Source organism: Chromobacterium sp. INPA-IVC, assembly GCF_059047085.1.
In genome coordinates this window covers 1-17,406 of record NZ_JBTNLS010000009.1, presented here as the reverse complement: position 1 = coordinate 17,406, position 17,406 = coordinate 1, and the positions used below count along the sequence as shown (strand labels likewise).

Annotated in this window: 18 protein-coding genes and 1 pseudogene; 1 reads left to right on the top strand and 18 read right to left on the bottom strand. The window is 59.1% G+C overall.

Translation table 11 applies throughout. From position 1 onward, the window contains the following. Positions 1-34: 34 nt before the first annotated feature. The 11 genes from ACX17K_RS17380 to ACX17K_RS17330 all read right to left on the bottom strand — a co-directional run bounded on the left by ACX17K_RS17380 (position 35) and on the right by ACX17K_RS17330 (position 9,189). Entirely contained in the window at positions 35-784 is a 750-nt protein-coding gene (locus ACX17K_RS17380; protein ID WP_493775759.1) for a LytR/AlgR family response regulator transcription factor, read from the bottom strand. A 9-nt stretch (positions 785-793) separates the two neighbouring features. Then, complete coding sequence (locus ACX17K_RS17375) at positions 794-1,702, bottom strand: sensor histidine kinase (RefSeq protein ID WP_493775758.1); 909 nt, start codon at positions 1,700-1,702, stop codon at positions 794-796. Next, positions 1,695-1,967: a hypothetical protein gene (locus tag ACX17K_RS17370; protein WP_493775757.1), complete on the bottom strand. Its 273-nt coding sequence runs from the start codon at positions 1,965-1,967 to the stop codon at positions 1,695-1,697. The genes ACX17K_RS17375 and ACX17K_RS17370 overlap by 8 nt, the downstream gene beginning before the upstream one ends. Positions 1,968-2,145: 178 nt before the next feature. Then, the gene (locus ACX17K_RS17365; RefSeq protein ID WP_493775756.1) at positions 2,146-3,858 is read right to left on the bottom strand and encodes an ABC-F family ATP-binding cassette domain-containing protein; all 1,713 of its coding nucleotides are present in this window, start codon (positions 3,856-3,858) and stop codon (positions 2,146-2,148) included. Positions 3,859-4,261: 403 nt separating this feature from the next. Continuing rightward, positions 4,262-5,260, bottom strand: a complete 999-nt coding sequence (locus ACX17K_RS17360) for a DUF1176 domain-containing protein (protein ID WP_493775755.1) — start codon at positions 5,258-5,260, stop codon at positions 4,262-4,264. A gap of 85 nt (positions 5,261-5,345) precedes the next feature. Continuing rightward, positions 5,346-5,855, bottom strand: a complete 510-nt coding sequence (locus ACX17K_RS17355; protein ID WP_347936827.1) for a methylated-DNA--[protein]-cysteine S-methyltransferase — start codon at positions 5,853-5,855, stop codon at positions 5,346-5,348. Between the two features lie 68 nt (positions 5,856-5,923). Next, positions 5,924-6,841: a carbohydrate kinase family protein gene (locus tag ACX17K_RS17350; RefSeq protein WP_493775754.1), complete on the bottom strand. Its 918-nt coding sequence runs from the start codon at positions 6,839-6,841 to the stop codon at positions 5,924-5,926. 174 nt (positions 6,842-7,015) lie between these two features. Beyond that, a complete protein-coding gene (locus ACX17K_RS17345; protein ID WP_493775753.1) occupies positions 7,016-7,939 on the bottom strand; it encodes an RtcB family protein in 924 nt (307 codons plus the stop codon). After that, a complete protein-coding gene (locus ACX17K_RS17340) occupies positions 7,866-8,411 on the bottom strand; it encodes an RtcB family protein (protein WP_493775752.1) in 546 nt (181 codons plus the stop codon). The genes ACX17K_RS17345 and ACX17K_RS17340 overlap by 74 nt, the downstream gene beginning before the upstream one ends. Before the next feature lie 312 nt (positions 8,412-8,723). Then, the gene (locus ACX17K_RS17335) at positions 8,724-9,023 is read right to left on the bottom strand and encodes a hypothetical protein (protein WP_493775751.1); all 300 of its coding nucleotides are present in this window, start codon (positions 9,021-9,023) and stop codon (positions 8,724-8,726) included. 13 nt (positions 9,024-9,036) lie between these two features. Further along, entirely contained in the window at positions 9,037-9,189 is a 153-nt protein-coding gene (locus ACX17K_RS17330; protein WP_493775956.1) for a hypothetical protein, read from the bottom strand. Between the two features lie 86 nt (positions 9,190-9,275). Here ACX17K_RS17330 and ACX17K_RS17325 point away from each other — a divergent pair. Continuing rightward, positions 9,276-9,964: pseudogene (locus tag ACX17K_RS17325) on the top strand (IS3 family transposase); the annotation flags it as partial. Positions 9,965-10,023: 59 nt separating this feature from the next. Here ACX17K_RS17325 and ACX17K_RS17320 read toward each other — a convergent pair. From ACX17K_RS17320 to ACX17K_RS17290, 7 genes are all read right to left on the bottom strand, one after another. Further along, a complete protein-coding gene (locus ACX17K_RS17320) occupies positions 10,024-10,518 on the bottom strand; it encodes a hypothetical protein (RefSeq protein WP_493775750.1) in 495 nt (164 codons plus the stop codon). Next, positions 10,519-11,847 (bottom strand): RHS repeat domain-containing protein, encoded by a 1,329-nt coding sequence (locus ACX17K_RS17315; RefSeq protein WP_493775749.1) that lies wholly within the window; start codon positions 11,845-11,847, stop codon positions 10,519-10,521. A gap of 86 nt (positions 11,848-11,933) precedes the next feature. Beyond that, positions 11,934-12,200, bottom strand: a complete 267-nt coding sequence (locus ACX17K_RS17310; protein WP_493775748.1) for a hypothetical protein — start codon at positions 12,198-12,200, stop codon at positions 11,934-11,936. Then, positions 12,197-13,993, bottom strand: coding sequence for an RHS repeat-associated core domain-containing protein (locus ACX17K_RS17305; protein WP_493775747.1), 1,797 nt, complete (start codon positions 13,991-13,993; stop codon positions 12,197-12,199). Before ACX17K_RS17305 ends, ACX17K_RS17310 begins: the two co-directional genes overlap by 4 nt. 165 nt (positions 13,994-14,158) lie before the next feature. After that, positions 14,159-15,217, bottom strand: coding sequence for an Imm72 family immunity protein (locus ACX17K_RS17300; protein WP_493775746.1), 1,059 nt, complete (start codon positions 15,215-15,217; stop codon positions 14,159-14,161). Further along, a complete protein-coding gene (locus ACX17K_RS17295) occupies positions 15,214-16,776 on the bottom strand; it encodes a hypothetical protein (RefSeq protein WP_493775745.1) in 1,563 nt (520 codons plus the stop codon). The genes ACX17K_RS17300 and ACX17K_RS17295 overlap by 4 nt, the downstream gene beginning before the upstream one ends. Before the next feature lies 1 nt (position 16,777). Beyond that, positions 16,778-17,406 (bottom strand): DUF2345 domain-containing protein (locus ACX17K_RS17290; RefSeq protein ID WP_493775744.1); only part of this gene is annotated, 629 nt, incomplete at its 5' end.

Genomic DNA, 17,406 nt, shown 5'->3' with positions numbered 1-17,406 from the left:
GAAGGGGATGTCGGCGAGGCCGGCAGCCCCTTCATCACATCCGCTGGAACAGATGGGCGTAGCTGCGGCTCACCTCCAGCGGCTGCGGATAGCCGCGCAGCAGCAGCTGCATGCCGCGCTCGTCGCGGCGCACCTGCTCGATGGCGGCCACCCGCACCAGGGTGGAGCGGTGCACCTGCCAGAATTCGTCCGGGTCCAGCTGCGGCAGCAGCTCCTTGATCGGCATGCGGATCAGCGCCTCGCCGCCCGCGGTCTGCACCCGGGTGTATTTCTCGTCGGATTGGAAAAACAGCACCTCTTCGGTGGCGATCATCCGCATAGAGCTGCCCACCGACGCGCGTATCCAGCGCAGGTGGGCGGGTTTTTCCAGTTGTCGGCTCAATTGTTTCAGCGCGGACTGCCAGTCCGGCGCGGCGGTTTCCGGCGCGCGTTGCTGCCAGCGCTGGCGGGTGCGGGCCAGCCTGTCGTCCTCCACCGGCTTGAGCAGGTAATCTATGGCGCCTTCCTCGAAAGCCTGGATCGCGTACTGGTCGTAAGCGGTGACGAATACCACCGGGCACAGGCCGTCCAGCTCCATGGCCGCGGCGATGCCGCTCTGCACCGGCATGGTGATGTCCAGAAAGGCCAGATCCGGCCGATGCTCGCGCGCCAGTTCCACCGCCTGCCCGCCATCGCGGGCTTCGGCGACGATTTCCAGTTCCGGCCAGACCCGTTCCAGCGCGGCGCGCAATTGCTCGCGCATCAGGCGTTCGTCGTCGGCGATCAGGGCGGTCAGCTTGCTCATGGTTTCCTTTCAGCTCAGGGCGAAGGGCAGGACGATGGTGGCGCGGGTGCCGCCGGATTCGGGCGCTTCCAGCGCCAGTTCGGCTTGCGGTCCGTACAACATGGCCAGCCGCTCGCGGATATTGGCGAGGCCCATGCCCTGGCCCGGCTGTTCCGGAAAGCCGGCGCCGTCGTCGCGCACTTCCAGCCTGAGCCTGCCGTCCAGCACCTTGGCGCCCACCTCGATGGAGCCGCCCTCGGCCTTGGGCTCCAGGCCATGCTTGATGGCGTTCTCCACCAGCGTTTGCAGCATCATCACCGGGAAGCGGGCCGCCAGCAGCGATTCAGGCACTTTGAGTCGGACCTGCAGCCGGTCTTCCATGCGCAGCTGCATGATTTCCAGATAGGCGCGGGACAGCTCCAGCTGCTGGCCCAGGCTGGTTTCGCCGGGAGAGTCGCGCCATTCCGGCAATGAGGAGCGCAGGTAGCGGATCAGCGCTTTCTGCATGGACAGCGCCTTGACCGGCGAGTCCTCCATCAGCTGGCACACCGACGACAGGGTATTGAACAGGAAGTGCGGCTCGATCTGCGCTTGCAGCGCGCCCATCCGCGCTTCCGCCAGCTGGCGCTGCAGCGTTTCCAGCTCGGCCTGCTGCTCGGCCTCCTCGCTGCGGGCGATGGCCTGGTCGGCGACGCGCTCGGCCTGGTATTTGCCGCCGGCGAGTATTTTCACCAGGATCGACACCAGCACCAGGGTCAGCGCCAGCATGTGCAGCTGCAGAATGCCGCCGAGGATCATCGCTAGCAGGGAGGCCAGCGCCAGCCGGCCCCACCCCAGCCGCGCCACCTTGTCGACGAAGCTCCACCAAACTCGCTCTACGGTTTGCAGAATCGCGCCGGCGTGGTCCTGGCTCATCGCCGGGCGGTTGTGATTATCCATGCTTCACCTCTTTGCGCTGCGACGGAATCTTGAAATGGGTCTGGCGGAACAGCCGCTTGGGCTGCGTGAAGTCCAGCGACAGCCAGACCAGCGCCGCGGGCACGATCACGGCGTTGACGGCCAGGATGGTCAGCAGCGCAGACAGGACGAGATGGCCCCAGTCCATATTGCCCGCCCAGTCCGTCAATTGCAGCCAGTACGACGGGATATGATGGCAGAGCTGGATCAGAGCGTCCAACAGCGCGGCAGTGTTGAAGTAGTTCATGGCGTTTCTCCTGTTTGGTTTGTGATGTGACTGTAGGAGAGGGCCCCAGAGGATGATATCGACATGCGACGGACTGCCGAAAGCGTGGGATGAAACGCGTTTGGCGCGGATGAAACGCCGCCGATTCGGCTGGGAGGAAAAATCCCCCGGAGCGCCGCATGGCGTCCGGGGGAGGGGGTTACAGGCCTAGCGCTTGTTCAAGCGCCTGCATTTCGTCGCGCCACGTCTGCTGCAACTGAGGCTTCTGATGCCTGGGCTTGCGGGCAAGGTCAGCCGCCAGCAGCGCTTCCAGTTCGCACAGCCGCTGCCATTGCGCGTCCTCGCCGTTTGGCTCCGCCGGCGCGGGCGCGTCGGATGCCGGGGCCGGCCGCTCGGGGGTGCCGGCGGGAGCGGTGAACAGCGCGGCGTAGGCGCTGTCGGCGTCCGGCCATTCTCGCAGCCGGCCGTCGTCCAGCACCCAGAAGCGGTTGCACGCGGCTTCGATCAGCTCGCGATCGTGCGAGACCAGCAACGCGCCGCCGGGGAAGGCCTCCAGCGCGCCGGCCAGCTCGCGCTTGCCGTCCAGGTCCAGGTGGTTGGTCGGCTCGTCCAGCCACAGCAAATGGTGGCTGGCCAGCGACAAGGCCAGAAACAGCAGCCGCGCGCGTTCGCCGCCGCTGAGGACGCTGACTTTCTGGCCGTGCCGGGCATAGGCGAAGCCGGCGGCGATCAGCGCGTGCCGGCGCGCCGCTTCCGGCAATGGCGCCAGCGGATAAAGCGCGTCGATCAACGTCGCCTCGTCGGCCAGCTGCCGCAGCGACTGGTCGTAATAGGCGATGCTGGCCGCGGGATGCCAGCGCCAGCCGGTGCGCGGCTCGCCGTCTTGGACATCGCGCCAGCATTGGCGCAGCAGCGATGACTTGCCGGCGCCGTTGGCGCCCAACAGCGCCACCCGGTCGCCGGGCCGCAGCCACAGTTCGGCGGCGGCGAACAGCGGCGGCAGGCCGGGCGCGGCCGACACCGGCAGCGACTCGAAAGCCAGCAGGCTGTCGGCCGACAGCGCCTGGCCTTGCAGGCTGAGCCGCCATGGGCTGCCGCGGCTGACGAAAGTCTGCTCGTCCTTCAGCCTGTCGATGCGCTTCTCCATCGACTTGGCCTTGCGGACCAGCTTTTCGTTGTCGTGCTCGCGGCCCCAGATCGCCAGCCGCTTGCTGCTGGCGGCGAGGCGGTCTATCTCCTTCTGCTCGCCGGCATGGCGCGCGCGCGCGGCCTCGTCGGTTTCGGCCTGCTCGGCCAGCGCCTGGCTGCACGGCAGCTCGAAACGGTACAGCCGCGTGTCGCGCATCACCCAGCTGTGGCGGGTGGCGCGGTCCAGCAGCCTGGCGTCGTGCGACACCAGGATGAAGCCGCCCTGCCAGCGGGAGAGGAAATCTTCCAGCCACAGCAAGGACGGCAGGTCCAGGTGGTTGCTGGGTTCGTCCAGCAGCAGCAGATTGGGCTGGCGCAGCACGGCGCGGCCCAGCAGCAGCCGGGTGTGCTGGCCGCCGCTGAGGCCGGAGACCGGCGTGTCGGCCTGGGCGCTGAGCTCCAGCTCGGCCAGCAGGCTGTCCGCCCGCCAATGCTGGTCCGGCTCCACCGCCTCCAGCAAGGCCTGGCGCGCGCTCAGCGCGTACAGCCGCTCGGGCAAGTGTTGTTCGACATGCTGCAGCCGGCAGGCGGACGCGTATTGAATCTCCCCGCTATTGGGCTCCAGCTGGCCGGACAGCAGTTTCAGCAGCGTGCTTTTGCCGCAGCCGTTGTGGCCGATCAGGCCGATGCGGTCGCCCAGTTTTACGGTGAAGGACAGATCCTGGAACAGCGGGCCGTGGCCGGCATCCAGTTGGATGGACAATGCGGAAATCAGGGTTGTCATGCTTGTGCTCTCGCTTGCTCGGGACGTGGCAGTCCCTGTCAACAGGAGCGCTGGCGACAACGGGGATGAGTCGAGAAAGGACTCTGAAAGATGGGAGTGTGGCTTTGCTCGAACCCGCTTATCGCAGCGCGATGGATGGCAGGCAAGAGCTTTCAAATGCGCTGAGCACGCGAGCCAGCATGATTGGGCGCGCAGAGAAAACCATATTTACCTCCTTTCTTTACGTAAGAGGAGTGGAAGATTGCGCAGTATAAGCCAGCGCGGCGGCGGGCCGCTAGCGTCTGAAAACCTGCATGAAATCAAATCTGTCTGGTAAGGCAGCCTTGGAAACAGCGGCGGTGTGTACACACACTATTTATCCGTTCCGCCGCTTCCGCTGTTCTGTGCGGGTTTTCGCGCAGCCTTATTTTTGCCGGGTGGCCCAGGTGCGCAGCGGCACGCCGCCAGGAATGCCGCGGCATTGCGGGGCTTCTTCGGCCGACATCAGCTGGAAATCCTTGCCGGTCCAGGCCCAACTGGCGCCGCCGCCGCAATCGCCGATGCCGCGGCCCTTGGCGTAGCTGGACAGCACGCCCTTGTCGAAGGCGGCGTTCATCAGGAAGGTTTCCTTGCCATCCTCGCCGCGCAGCTTGATTTCGCGCGGGCGGAAGGGCGGAGCGTCGCCGCTGATCCAAACCTTGTAGTCGCCCTGGTAAGCGCCGCGGCCGCATTCGCGCAGCGCCAGCACTTGGTTGGCGCTCAGCCGGTATAGCCCGGTATCGGGATGCTCTTCATCCGGCAGCTCGTTCCAGCATTCCTTGTTGGCGGCGCGCAGCTGCTTGAGTATGGCGGGCAGCAAGGCCTGATCGCCAGGCTTGGAGGCGGGAGGCTGCAGTGGAACCAGCAATGGCGGGGTCTGGGGGGCCGGCACTGCGGATTCCGGCTTGCCGCCCTTTTTCACCAGCGCGCCCTGAGTGCCTATCCGGCCCTGCAGATCATCCATTTTCAGCAGCGCGGCTTTCAGGCCGGCCAGCGACAGCGTCCATTGATGCTTGCCGTCGGCCAGCGCCACTTCGTCGGCATCCAGCATGGCGGCCAGCAGCTGCGTAGTCTGCGCGGGGCTGAAAACCTGCTCGGGGCCGATATTGGCCCACTTGAGCTTGCCTACCTGCAGCGTCAATTTCCCTACCTTGCCGTCGTCCGGATCGGCTACATCCAGTCGGGCGTTCAGTTTGCCGCCGGGGCCGGCTTCTCGGGTCAACAGCAGGCTGACCGGGTTGTCGCCGTCCTCGGCCTGGGCGCCGTTGGCTTGGCAGCGGCGGACGTTGTCGCAGGCGACGGCCCAATCCTTGAATTGGTAAACCTTGGCCGAGGCGGGCAGGGCCAGCGTCAGCAGAGCGGAAGCGAGCAGGGCGAGTTTCATGCGGATTCCTTGTTTTGCATTGCCGGGATGGTGGGCGCGGGACTTGCGGCGCGTGTTGATTGCCGCAACACGCGTGCTTCGCGGTCTATCCGCCGAACAGCCCCGGCGGCGCGCTGCGCTCCAGCTCGAAACGCAGCAGCGCGGCCTTCAGCGGCAGGCCGCCGGCGTAGCCGGTGAGGCTGCCGTCCGTCCCCAATACCCGGTGGCAGGGCACGATCAGCGCGATGGGATTGGTGGCGTTGGCCCGGCCCACTGCCCGCGCGCCGTCCGGATTGCCCAGAGCGCGCGCCAGTTCGCCGTAGCTGACGGTATGTCCATAGGGAATCTCGCGCAACGCCGCCCATACCTGTTGCTGGAACGGCGTGCCTTGCGGCGCCAGTGGCAGATCGAAGGCTTGGCGTTCGCCGGCCTGGTATTCCGCCAACTGGCGCGCCACCTCGGCCAGCGCCGCGTCGTCGCGCGGGCAGGCGTGAGCTGCCAGCTGTTCGGGCGTGGGGTTGAACAGCAAGCGCAGCAGCGCGCCGCGGATGTCCAGCCAGGCGGCTACCGGGCCGAAACGGGTATCGATCAGGCCGTGGCAGGCGGCAGTGGTCATGGGGCTTACCTTGAAGCAGGGCGGGATGACGCGATTGTAGCGCCATCCCGGCAGGGATTCGATATGGATCAGGCGGCCGACGGCAACGCCAGCTTCGCGTTCACCATCGTCTCATCCGGCGCGTAAGCGCCCGCATGGCCGGCGGTGCAGGCGGCGGTGGCGGCGGCGAAACGCAGATGTTCCGCCATCGTCCGGGCCGGGTGTTTCAGCAGGCTGGCGATCAGGCCGCCGATGGAGGCGTCGCCGCAGCCTATGGTGTCCGACACCGAGGCGGGCAGCGCCGGCTGTTCCTGTACGCCGTCCCGGCCAATTAAGCTCATGCCGTCCGCGCCGCGGGTGAACAGAATGCTTGCTTGGGGCGCGAGGCGGCGCAGCGCTTCCAGCGCATGGGTTTGATCCTGCGCGGGAAACAGCTGCTGCAGATCCTCATCCGAAACCTTGATGTAGCTGGCCAGGTGGGCCAGCGCCTCGAAGCGGCGGCGGTAGCCGGCTTCGCTCATCGCGCTGCGCATATTGGGGTCGAAAGCAATGGCCACGCCGCGCGCGGCCAATTCATGCGCCAGTTCCAGCAGCCGGTCGGCCAGCGGCGGCCTGGCCAGGCTGATGCTGCCGAAGTAGGCGATGCGCAGCGCGTCCAGCCCATCCGGCGGCAGCCGGGCCGGATCGAAATGCAGGTCGGCGCTATTGTCGCCGACGAAAAAATACGAAGGAGGCTGGCTGGACGGCACCATCGCCAGTAGCGGCGGATAGGGCAAGGGCTGGATGAAGCGCGTGTCCAGGTTGGCGGCCACGGACGCTTCCAGTAGTTGCCGGCCCAGCAGATCGTCGCTGACCGCGCCGGCGAATGCGGCGCCCACTCCCAGACTGCCCACCACCCTGGCCACATTCCAGCCGGCGCCGCCCGGCCGGGATTGCCAGGTATCGGTGTCCACGCGGATGAAGTCGGTCAGGGCTTCGCCAAAGGCGATGAACTGTGGGGGAGTCATTTTCTTATGCTTCTCCAGGGCGCGCGCGATGTGCTGGGAGTTTAAAGGGCGATGCCCCTAGGTCCACTGGCGCGGATATAAGTCAAAAGGCTGGTCCAAATCGTATCGGATATGATGGTGAATGCTTGAAGCGTCATTGTCCAGCTTGTATTTGGCATGTCGCATTGCTCTGGGTCAGGCTTTGAACGTCAGCCAGGGGCGCAGTCGAACCGCGGCTTGTATCAGTCCGGCTTCTTCTTGCGCGGCGATCACGGGGCCGACGGGCTTGTAGGCATGCGGAGCTTCTTCTATGCGCCTTTCCTCCCGCAGGGTCACGCATTGCCAACTGCCAGGCGCGACCTCTGTCGCCAGTCGCCTCATCGCCTGGCGGCGCATGCTGCGGCCCGCGCCATGGCTGCAGGACCATAGCCAGTCGGGATGGCCAAGACCGGCTGCGACATAGCTGAAATCGCCCATGGATCCGGGTATCAACGCCAGCTCGCCTTCGCGCGCCGGTGTGGCACCCTTGCGGTGGATGTTGAGGCCCTGTTCGCGCAGTACCACGTTATGTGGTACGTCCACCACCAAGCGGCTATTGGATTGGCCCAGCGTTACCTCAATGGCTGAGCGCACCATTTCGGTTAGTGCCATGCGGTTGGCCCAGGCATAGCGGGCCGCCGTGCCCATCGCGATCAGGTATTCATCCGCCAGCGGACCGGATAGGCCAAACAAGCCATGCTCCGGATACTTCATCTGGCGAGGCCAAGTTGCGCGCGCCTTGTCCATCCAGCGCTTACCAACATAGAAGCCGACATCGCGGGAACCTGTGTGGATCATGAACACCACATCGTCTTTGGCCAAGCCCGCGGCGTAAGCCGCGTGGCGGTCCAGCACTTGGTCTACGACTTGGAGCTCAACGAAGTGATTGCCCGCACCTTGGGTTCCCAGGCTCGGGTCGCGTATCAGCTCGCGTGTGCCTACCAGCGCCTCTGGCGCGTAGCGGGCTGCGGAGTCAAAGCTATCCGGGCTGATGCAGGCCGCCAGCTCATTCAGCAGGCGGGTTCGGTTTACGCCGGCCGGCCCATAGGCCTTCGCGTGGCAGCAGGTCGATGAAGGCATCCGGTCCTGCGTCGAATAGCGCGGCAAAGCCGCGACTGAATACCGGCAGGTTGCGGCCGTTATCCAGCAGCACATGGGTGAGCCGAGATTGCAGCGCGTCTTTGTGTGGGGCGATGGTCTCGTACTGGAGGCCTGTGTTCACCAGGCGTAGGCCGCAGTTGATATCGGTGCCGATGGCGGCGGGAATGACGAATTCCGGATCGGTAGCCACTATGGCGCCAACTGGCGCGATGCCTCCTGGGTGGAAGTCCGGTGTAGCGCAGGCTTTGCATACGCCGTGGCGGCCATCGGCGGAGCGGGTGGCTGCGAAACCGAGTAGCTGTTTGACGGCTTTTTCTTCCAGAGGGAGGCTATCCGGCAGCAGTACGGCGGCTTCGGAGTCGGTAGTCCGCAGTTGGTAAACATTGTTGGTACGTTCAACATGAATGCCCTGGCGTTGTAGGGCGGCTTTCAAGCGGGAAATGGAGGTCATGATGGCATCTGATGCAATAGGTACAGTAACCCCTCCGGTTATTCGGACGGGCAGGTACCTCCAGCAGCAGCGCCAGGAGGGTAAGGCGACGATTATAGCATGAGGATGTGCTGGGGGAAATGGCATAGAGTAGGATGTTCCAGTAGCGTACCCAGACTCTAGTTGGTTTGGGTACGCTTCCAGATATACTTGCTCAGATAATCTTTTAGCCTGTTATGGGCTGATTGCACAGTCTATTGTTTTCGGATTAAAAAGCATGTGTAGTTTTCTAGAAATTATCACGGGGTGAGACAGCTTTTCTTGATGTCGTTACTAAATATTTTCGATTATTCCGCTAATCGCTTCTTTTGTTTTTTGTATTGACCTTGTTTCTGTAAGAGATGCTGGTTTGTCCCAGTTTTGATTTTTTATCAATACGATAATAAATCTTCCATCAGGGTCAAATGATGGCCTCCATGATACATCAATTAATAAATTTTGGTCATTTTTTTCAAGCTGAAGCATATCTTCTTTTAAATAGTCTTGCTGTGAGACTGGATCGAAATTCGTATCTAAAAATGAGATGTCATCATATGCGACGTGCCAGTCTTTTATGTTGATTCCCCAGAACATAACTATCTCCTTGTTAATTTATTGTATTCGGTTTGGCTAATCGAGTTGCAGGTGTTTGACTTGCTAATCCAAGTGTGCCTACCCACTCAATTGGATTCGATACATAACTATGAAAATTCATCTCACCCATCAAACTAGTAGGATTCCGCGAAATAAACCGTCCAATATCGGGATCATAGTAGCGATGGCGCTTGTAGTGCAGCCCGGACTCGTCGTTATGATGCTGCTCAATACCGGAGGGACGTCGCCCTCATCCTCGAGATCGCCGCCACGCGTATTCGTTATGGCGCACGCCGCATCTACGTCCTGCTTCGGCGTGAGGGCTGGCACATCAATTACAAGAAGACCTACCGGATTTACTGCGAAGAAGGCCTGAACCTGCGGCGCAAACGTCCCAAGCGGCGAGTGGCGGCCGCGCACCGGCAAGCCCGGCCGGCGGTCTCCAGTTTGAATGCCTGCTGGAGCATGGATTTCGTCGCCGATCAGCTGTTCAACGGGCAAAGAATCCGGGTGTTAACTGTGGTGGATAATTTTAGCCGGGAGAGCCTGGCGATCACGGTGGATTTCGCGCTGAAAGCCGCGGACGTGGTCGCGACGATGCAGCATGTGCAAGCCTTGCGCGGGACGCCGCAACGGATTTAGGTCGACAACGGCAGTGAGTTTATTTCCCAGGCGCTGTGGATCAGTGGGCCTATGAGCAAGGCGTCACGCTGGACTTCTCACGACCAGGGAAACCCACGGATAATGCCTTTATCGAGTCATTTAACGGCAGTCTGCGGGATGAGTACCTGAATGTGCATTGGTTTTTATCGCTGGATGACGCACGTGAAAAGATCTAGCGTTGGCGGCAGGATTACAACGAATTCAGGCCGCACCGTTCGCTGGGCGACCAGATCCCGAGCGAGTTCAGACTTGCTCACCTTGAAGCCGGAAATCTCTAGACTAGACCGCTCGGTTAGCCGGGTGGAGGTCAACGTCAAAACGTAAGTGTGAACGTGGGCTAATTGTTCTTTGTTTTTGCAAATTTCTCTAGAAAATCATTCCCAATATCTTTTATATCTTCGTCTTCGTTTTTAGATGCGAGAGATGCAAGCTCAAAGGCTTTGTTTGTGTCAAATTCATAGTACAGACTAATCATGGAAGTATACTCTTCGTAAGTGCCATCTTTTAAAATTTTGTCGATATAGGGGGGAATATTTTTTCTAAGCCAATTGTTATCTATTGATAATATTATCTGTTGTGCTTCTGCTGTGAATCCATTTACATAGCTTGCGCATGCAATTAATTCCTCTAGAAAGGTTATCTTAATCTCTTCTGGAAGGTTTGTAATTATGTTTAAAGCGAGTGATGTTTCGTTTGAGTTGCCTAATAGAGATTTTTTAATAATGGGGATGTAATTTTTAATCTCTTTTGTAATGGCTGTTCTGCTTTTAATGAATTCATGATGCTTTTCTAGTAGACTATCCCAAGTAACCATTTTTATGTCTTTTTCCATTTATCTCTTTCCTGCTTTTTGCCAAGGTAAGTTGTTGAATTTTTGAATAAACTCACTGCCCTGCATTTTCTTCAAAGGGCAAATTGTATGATGTGTCTCCGCATGGGTTCCACCTACATCCTTTCCGTCGGCGATTACGCCAAGCCCATCAGGTAGCTCAGTACCTGCTGGTAGCTTGTAGTAAGTACCAATAATTGGTGCCTTTGCGGGGTTGCTAAAGGTAGATGCCCCCTCTTCATATGTTGCGTGCACATTACCTGCTACATCAGTATTCAAGTCACTCTTTTGACCAGGTTTTGTATTGACTCCTGATACCCGTGGCTCTCTAGGCTTTGTTGCATTGCCAAATGCGTAAAGATCGCAGGTGGTTTTGGTCAATCCAAGCGGATCTATCCAATGGATAGGGTTACTTGCATATGCAAATATATTAGTTCCACCAACTAGTCTGATAGGATCCTTTGAGATAAACCGGCCGATCTCCGGATCATAGTAGCGATGACGGTTGTAGTGCAGCCCGGACTCTTCGTCATGATACTGCCCCTGGAAGCGGAACGGGTTGCGGATGCCGGCTTTGCCTGCGGCGTCGGCGATCACTTCACGTGCTTGGCCCCAGGCCTGGTAGTCCATTTCCAGCGCCAGCGCGCCTTGCTCGTCGGTCAGTGCTTGTGGGGTGCCCAGATGGTCGGTGTGGTAGTAGTACACCGCCTTGGGGGCCTCGGGTTCCGGCGCGGGCTGGCGCAGCGGGTCCTTGTCCGGGTCGTAGGGGTTGTGCTGGCTCCAGGCCGGCACCTTGACGCCGCGGATGGCGTCGGTGTGCACCTGCGCCAGCGGCACGAAGCTGTCCGGCTCGAACAGGTAGTGCACCGCTTCTTCGTCGCGGGTTTCGAAGGCCAGCACGTCGCCGTCCCAACCGTACAGCGTGGCTTGGCCCTGGCTGATCTTGGCGATGCGGCGGCCCAGCGGGTCGTAGTGGTAGTCGGTGCGCTGGCCGTCCGGGGCGATGAGGCGGGAGAGGCGGTTGTGGCTGTCCCATTCCAATTTGGTGAGGCTGCAGTTGACGCGTTTTTCCACCAGATTGCCGCGGCTGTCGTAGCGGTAGTGGCGGCCGGCGTACTGGCTGAGCAGGTTGCCCAGCAGGCTGTTGTCCTGATGGCCGTCGGCGGCCGGGGCGTTGTCCAGCAAATTGCCTGCCGGGTCGAAGTTGAAGTTGAAGTTCTCCACCCCCTGGGGGGGGGCGGCTTGCAACAGGCGGCCAACCGGATCATAGCGGTAATTCAATTGGCCACTGCGGCTGTCGGCGATGCCGGTGAGCTGGCCGGCGGCATCCATGAATGAACATCATGATGTCGCACTAGCCTAGCAATGGGCGGAATTCACTGGCTCAGGTATGATCTATGTGTTTGGGATGCCTCTTGTTATTTTGTGCTATCGATTGGTTTAACTATTTCCTGATTGATGGCAATTACATCTGCGTGATTATTATACGAGAAATTCAGTATTGAGTCTTGGAGGTGAATGTGTTCAACCTCATTAAGCTCCATCTCGTATGCGGCATTAATGAGAAATATTCCGAGCTCTCGAATGACCTCCGGGCTTGCGAGAATAGATATTTCATCTAATTTTTGAGATTTATCATTGCCTTCAATAGTTCCAAAAATCTTTAAATCTTCAAGGTTTTTCATATGTTAAATCCCTGGTTGCGCAAATAATCTTTCTCTGCCCGAGTAAGCCCAGAAACATCACCACGTGATCCGTGACTTTGAGAACCATCTTTGTTCACAACTACCTCTTGTTTTCGTGACTTACATTGGCAATGAGCATGGGTCTGTTGGTTTGTATTTTCTACATGAGGTGGATCAATACGTATCCTGCCATTGCCAACAGTAACCCATTGTCCAGACCTAGCCAAGCCAAGCGGGTCAGTCCATTCAGTCGAATTCGGCGCATATTGATAAATATGAATCCCTCCTTTTAACCTGATTGGATCCCTCGATATGAATCGCCCTATCTCTGGGTCATAGTAACGATAGCGGTTGTAGTGCAGCCCCGACTCTTCGTCATGATACTGCCCCTGGAAGCGGAAGGGGTTGCGGATACCGGCTTTTGAGGCGGCGTCGGCGATGACTTCGCGCGCTTGGCCCCAGGCCTGGTAGTCCATTTCCAGCGCAATCGCGCCTTGCTCATCGGTAAGCACTTGCGGGGTGCCCAGGTGGTCGGTGTGGTAGTAGTACACCGCCTTCGGCGCTTGCGGTTCCGGACCTGCTTGGCGCAGTGGGTCTTTGTCCGGATCGTACGGGTTGTGTTGGCTCCAGGCCGGCACTTTGACGCCGCGGATGGCGTTGGTGTGCACCTGGGCCAGCGGCACGAAGCTGTCCGGCTCGAACAGGTAGTGCACCGCTTCTTCGTCGCGGGTTTCGAAGGCCAGCACGTCGCCATCCCAGCCGTACAGCGTGGCCTGGCCCTGGCTGATCTTGGCGATGCGGCGGCCCAGCGGGTCGTAATGGTAGTCGGTGCGCTGGCCGTCCGACGTGGTGAGGCGGGACAAGCGGTTGTGGCTGTCCCATTCCAGCTGGGTGAGGCTGCCGTTGATGCGCTTCTCTATCAGATTGCCGCGGCTGTCGTAGCGGTAGTGGCGGCCGGCGTACTGGCTGAGCAGGTTGCCGAGCAGGCTGTCGCTCTGATGGCCGTCGGCGGCCGGGGCGTTGTCCAGCAGGTTGCCGGCGGGGTCGAAGCGGAAGCTTTCCACTCCCTTGGGGGGGGCGGCCTCCAGCAGACGGCCCACCGGGTCATAGCGGTAGTTCAGCTGGCCGCTGCGATTGTCGGCGATGCCGGTCAGCTGGCCGGCGGCGTCGTACTGGTACTGTCGGCTCCACTGGGTGGCGCCCATCAGCCGCTGGCTGGATAGGCGGCCGGCCTTATCGTAGGCCAGGGTCTGCTGCAGCGCATTGCCCAGCACGCGCTGGGTTTCGCGGTGCAGCTTGTCACGCTCCAGGTTGAAGATGTCGCGCTGGCCGAATAGCAGGCCGTGCACGTGGCCGCTGCCGTAGTTGAGCACGTTCACGCGGTGGCCGTCCGGCCGGACGGTGGCGATGCGGTTGCCCAGCTTGTCGTGCTCGTGTTGCCAGCGATAGGTTTCCTTGACGCCGGCGACGTGGTAGCCGTGGTGCTCCTCTGAAACGTTGCCGACCGCGTCGTACACCCAGCGCAGGCTGGCGTAGCGGTTCTTGGCCTGGAACAGGCGGCCGGCAGGGGCGTAGCCGAAGCTTTCCTTGCTGTTCGGCGCGCTGCGCTCGATCAGGCGGCCGGCGCGGTCATAGCGGAAGTCTGTGGCGACGTCGCCTTCCACCTGCTGCGCCAGGCGGCCGGCGTTGTCGTAGACATAGCGGGTGGCGCTGCCGTCGAAGCCGGTTTCGGCCGTCAGGCGGCCGCCATCGTCGTAGTCGAAGCGGTAGTAGCGGTGATTTTCGTTGCGCAACGCGGTGAGGCGGCCCAGCTTGTCGTACTGGTAGCCCAGGCTGTGGCCGTTGGCGTCGGTGCGTTTTTGCAGCCGGCCGGCCTTGTCGTATTCGTAATGGGTGCCGCGGCCCAGCGGGTCGGTGATCTTCAGCAGGCGGGCTTCCGAGTACAGAGGCCCAGCCCGTCACTCTCTACTCTGATCTTCGCTCCAATACCAAATCGTTGCACCGTAACTCGAATTTTTGAATTCAGGCATGGCATCGCTTTGTTCAAACCAACGGCGGGACTCTTCTTGTGAAAAGGTGAACCAGTAGCCGCTGCGGGGGCAAGGTTTACCAGCATCACAGCGGCCACGATAGGCGGCCATTACTGCAGGTTCTTGCTCTGACTCAATGGTAGGTTCGGGAATTGGATTGAGGAAGTGGGATTCGTCTGGAATAACGCCATCAAGGTAGCGAGTATCCTCCCATACCAGGCGCCAGGTGGCCGGTAGAGCATGTTGTTTGCCAGATTGGTCATCGTAATTGGTATCCTCAATCCACGGTACCGCAGCGCCCTTGACGAAATAGTTGAGTGCATCTGTCTCACCGGGAGTGCGATGCGGTTGTACTAGTTCCCAGATGCCATCCTTTGGTACGCGATCACCACTTTCAACTAGGATGTTACTTGGATCAGGCGTAGGTGGGGGGGTGACCGGCCAGGGTTGAAATCGGCCGCCAAAATGCAAATCTTCAAAGTACTGCCTGAGATCTTCTTCTCCAATGAGCGCTTCAGGTAACCAATCTATGTATCTTGGACGCTGCTCAAAGACCAAGGCTGCGCCCTCGGGTGTTGCCGCTACTTTCAGTTGGTATAGATATTCTAGCCGGGACGTCCAAACCGGATAGAAAGGCATCCCATGATCACCCTGAAATTCGTTATTGACCTCTTCGGAGTCAATAATATTCATAGCATCGAATGCTACAGACTTTGCTTCTAGGAGGTAGGCATCATCGCGTTGGCGCCATATAGAACGATCCCCACGTGCCAGCACGGCCAAGCCTTTCTGATATAAATCCTGTGCGGCATAGGCGAAACGGAGATTGTATTCTGAAGGACGTTCGCCTTCCGGCCAGGTAGCCAGTGCTTCTTCATAGGTTTTGACAAAGATATCGAACTGCTGAGCGTAGTGTGCCCACACGGTATAGCTGGACCATTTCTGCAGTATCCAGAACAAGCGACGGCGGGTGGGTTGAAAATTCATCGTGTAGTTTCCTTCTGTTGACTACCGCCTTTTACGACGGCCACTGTTTTGCTGTTCGTCATCTTGGATTTTATTTCATCGGCCTCAAGCTGACGGGTAACGGCGCGGCGTGACAAATCATCCCCCTCCTTCGCATAGCCGTATTTACCTTCCACATCGGTCCAGCCAGTCTTGCGCACTTCAATTTTGACGCCCATCACTTCAGCGCTGCCCAGTTTTCCAGCCTTGGCTGCCTCACCCAGTTCAGCCAGCTTGGCTTTGATCGCCGATGGCAGTTCACCCATACCAAGCTGCTTGCCCCCGCCGGCCAAATATTGGTTTTTGATCTTGCTACCAAATTGCTCGGCAATACTGCCATACCAGCCCTTAAGCGCGACCTCCAGCTCTTTTTCCTTGCGAATCCGCTCCAATGGCGGAAAGGTGACCAGTACCATCAAACCATTAGCATTCCATTCATCCAATACCGCCGCCAACTCTCGCCATTCCTTGGCATTCTGCGGAATACGGCCAGCTCCCCAGAAATATCCCCCTGCATGAGAGGGCCCGGCTAGTTTGCCTCCAGCGCCAAAAGCTCGGTAAAGCGTTTGCCCCGCAAATTGCTCCGGCCCCCAGGCTGTAACTTTCCCGCTGAAGGTGCATAGAGAGTTGTAATATTCAACTTCACCATGCCCTGGTAATTTGACTTTGGTTCGCAGCAAATTCGGCCAACCTTCGGCAATTTTTCTACTATCGAAGAGTTTGGCCAGTTTTTCCGGTTTAGTTTTTCCGTCAGCAATAATCAGATTCTGTGGCCATTTCCCCGCTTTGATCGCCGCACGTACTTCTTTTTCAAGCAGGTATGCTTCAGCTTCTCGGGTCAGATTTTTCTGCCCTGTGGCCAGCATATGGGTTTCGCCCTGATACACCATCTCCTGCAAAACCTTTAACTTAGCATGTAGTTCTTTCAGGGCCAGAGGAATCATTCTGTCGCCTAAGTCTCGCAATGCAAGCAGTCCGCTCTGAACGTTTTGCAATTTGGCACGCATGCTATCTGTCAGAAGGATACCCATCCTGGATTTAAGAACTTCGCCAATAGTATTGGCGATGCCATTGCAGAAATCCTTGAACTTGCCAATCAATTGACTTTGATACTTGAGTACATCCAATTTCTGAAACCATTTTAGAGCATCGCCACGGCCCATACGGTTCAATAGATGAATAATTTCCTGTAGTGCTTTTCGATTTTGTGCTACATCTTTTCCTACTTTTAGCACCAGCAGGCCCACTCCTTTGATTAGGCCTCCCGCAACGGGAATCAAGGCAAAGATCAGAATGACTAGCAATACCCATTCACTGACTTGCTCACGTCTTTGTGGCTCATTGCTTAAGCGAATAGAAACCGCCAGTAGATCGCGTGCGGCGGTGGCATCGCCCACCAGAGGAATCATTCCAATAACGGCGTCTACCAGGATTTGCGATGTGGTTTGGCGTTCGTTGAATGCACCTTGCACGGTCCCCCATATCCATTCACTTGTTTCTACCGCGATGCTTTTCTTTTCTGCGACACTGATGCCTGCCATCTCAGGCTCCTCCATGTTTGTTAATCAGCGCGCGAATATCTCCGGTAGAGAACGTGGACTTATACTCCGGGTTATCTTGCTTATCTTTGCGTTGGTATGTTCGTGGATCTGGGCCAAATATCACCTGTGCAGCTCCCGGCGGCACATCGTCCAACGTAGCCTGCCCATTGCTGTCCAGAGCACCCTTTCGGACACTTCCATCTGCAAAGGTCGCGGTGTACTTGGCCCCCACAAGCGGCTCCTCATCGTGATATTCCCGCCCAAATTGTAATTGTGACTTGCCTACTGGCATCGGCGGAGGCGGTACCTTCAAGCTGGCTGGCCCACTCAAGCTATGGCTGGCGCCCTTTACGCTCACTTCGCTGGGGCAGTGGATTTCGATATTGCCGCCGGCGATGCGGATGTAGCCGCCGCCGCTGGTGAGCAGCACTTCCTGGCTGGCGGCGATCTGCACCTTGCCTTTGGCCGAGGTGATGGTCAGGTCCTTATCCGCCGTCAGCTCCATCGCGTCGCTCTGCGCCTGCACCTGCACCTTCCCTTTTGCCGCGATCAGCTTCAGCGCCACCTTGTCCTTCACTCCCGCCACGAACAGGCTGATGTGCTGGCCGACGTTGTGCAGCCAGCGCCGGC

Excerpts from the sequence above, each read along its gene's own strand:
- ACX17K_RS17380 (WP_493775759.1), bottom strand. The coding sequence starts at position 784 with ATGAGCAAGCTGACCGCCCTGATCGCCGACGACGAACGCCTGATGCGC.
- ACX17K_RS17375 (WP_493775758.1), bottom strand. The coding sequence starts at position 1,702 with ATGGATAATCACAACCGCCCGGCGATGAGCCAGGACCACGCCGGCGCG.
- ACX17K_RS17370 (WP_493775757.1), bottom strand. The coding sequence starts at position 1,967 with ATGAACTACTTCAACACTGCCGCGCTGTTGGACGCTCTGATCCAGCTC.
- ACX17K_RS17365 (WP_493775756.1), bottom strand. The coding sequence starts at position 3,858 with ATGACAACCCTGATTTCCGCATTGTCCATCCAACTGGATGCCGGCCAC.
- ACX17K_RS17360 (WP_493775755.1), bottom strand. The coding sequence starts at position 5,260 with ATGAAACTCGCCCTGCTCGCTTCCGCTCTGCTGACGCTGGCCCTGCCC.
- ACX17K_RS17355 (WP_347936827.1), bottom strand. The coding sequence starts at position 5,855 with ATGACCACTGCCGCCTGCCACGGCCTGATCGATACCCGTTTCGGCCCG.
- ACX17K_RS17350 (WP_493775754.1), bottom strand. The coding sequence starts at position 6,841 with ATGACTCCCCCACAGTTCATCGCCTTTGGCGAAGCCCTGACCGACTTC.
- ACX17K_RS17345 (WP_493775753.1), bottom strand. The coding sequence starts at position 7,939 with ATGCCTTCATCGACCTGCTGCCACGCGAAGGCCTATGGGCCGGCCGGC.
- ACX17K_RS17340 (WP_493775752.1), bottom strand. The coding sequence starts at position 8,411 with ATGACCTCCATTTCCCGCTTGAAAGCCGCCCTACAACGCCAGGGCATT.
- ACX17K_RS17335 (WP_493775751.1), bottom strand. The coding sequence starts at position 9,023 with ATGTTCTGGGGAATCAACATAAAAGACTGGCACGTCGCATATGATGAC.
- ACX17K_RS17320 (WP_493775750.1), bottom strand. The coding sequence starts at position 10,518 with ATGGAAAAAGACATAAAAATGGTTACTTGGGATAGTCTACTAGAAAAG.
- ACX17K_RS17315 (WP_493775749.1), bottom strand. The coding sequence starts at position 11,847 with ATGGATGCCGCCGGCCAGCTCACCGGCATCGCCGACAGCCGCAGTGGC.
- ACX17K_RS17310 (WP_493775748.1), bottom strand. The coding sequence starts at position 12,200 with ATGAAAAACCTTGAAGATTTAAAGATTTTTGGAACTATTGAAGGCAAT.
- ACX17K_RS17300 (WP_493775746.1), bottom strand. The coding sequence starts at position 15,217 with ATGAATTTTCAACCCACCCGCCGTCGCTTGTTCTGGATACTGCAGAAA.
- ACX17K_RS17295 (WP_493775745.1), bottom strand. The coding sequence starts at position 16,776 with ATGGCAGGCATCAGTGTCGCAGAAAAGAAAAGCATCGCGGTAGAAACA.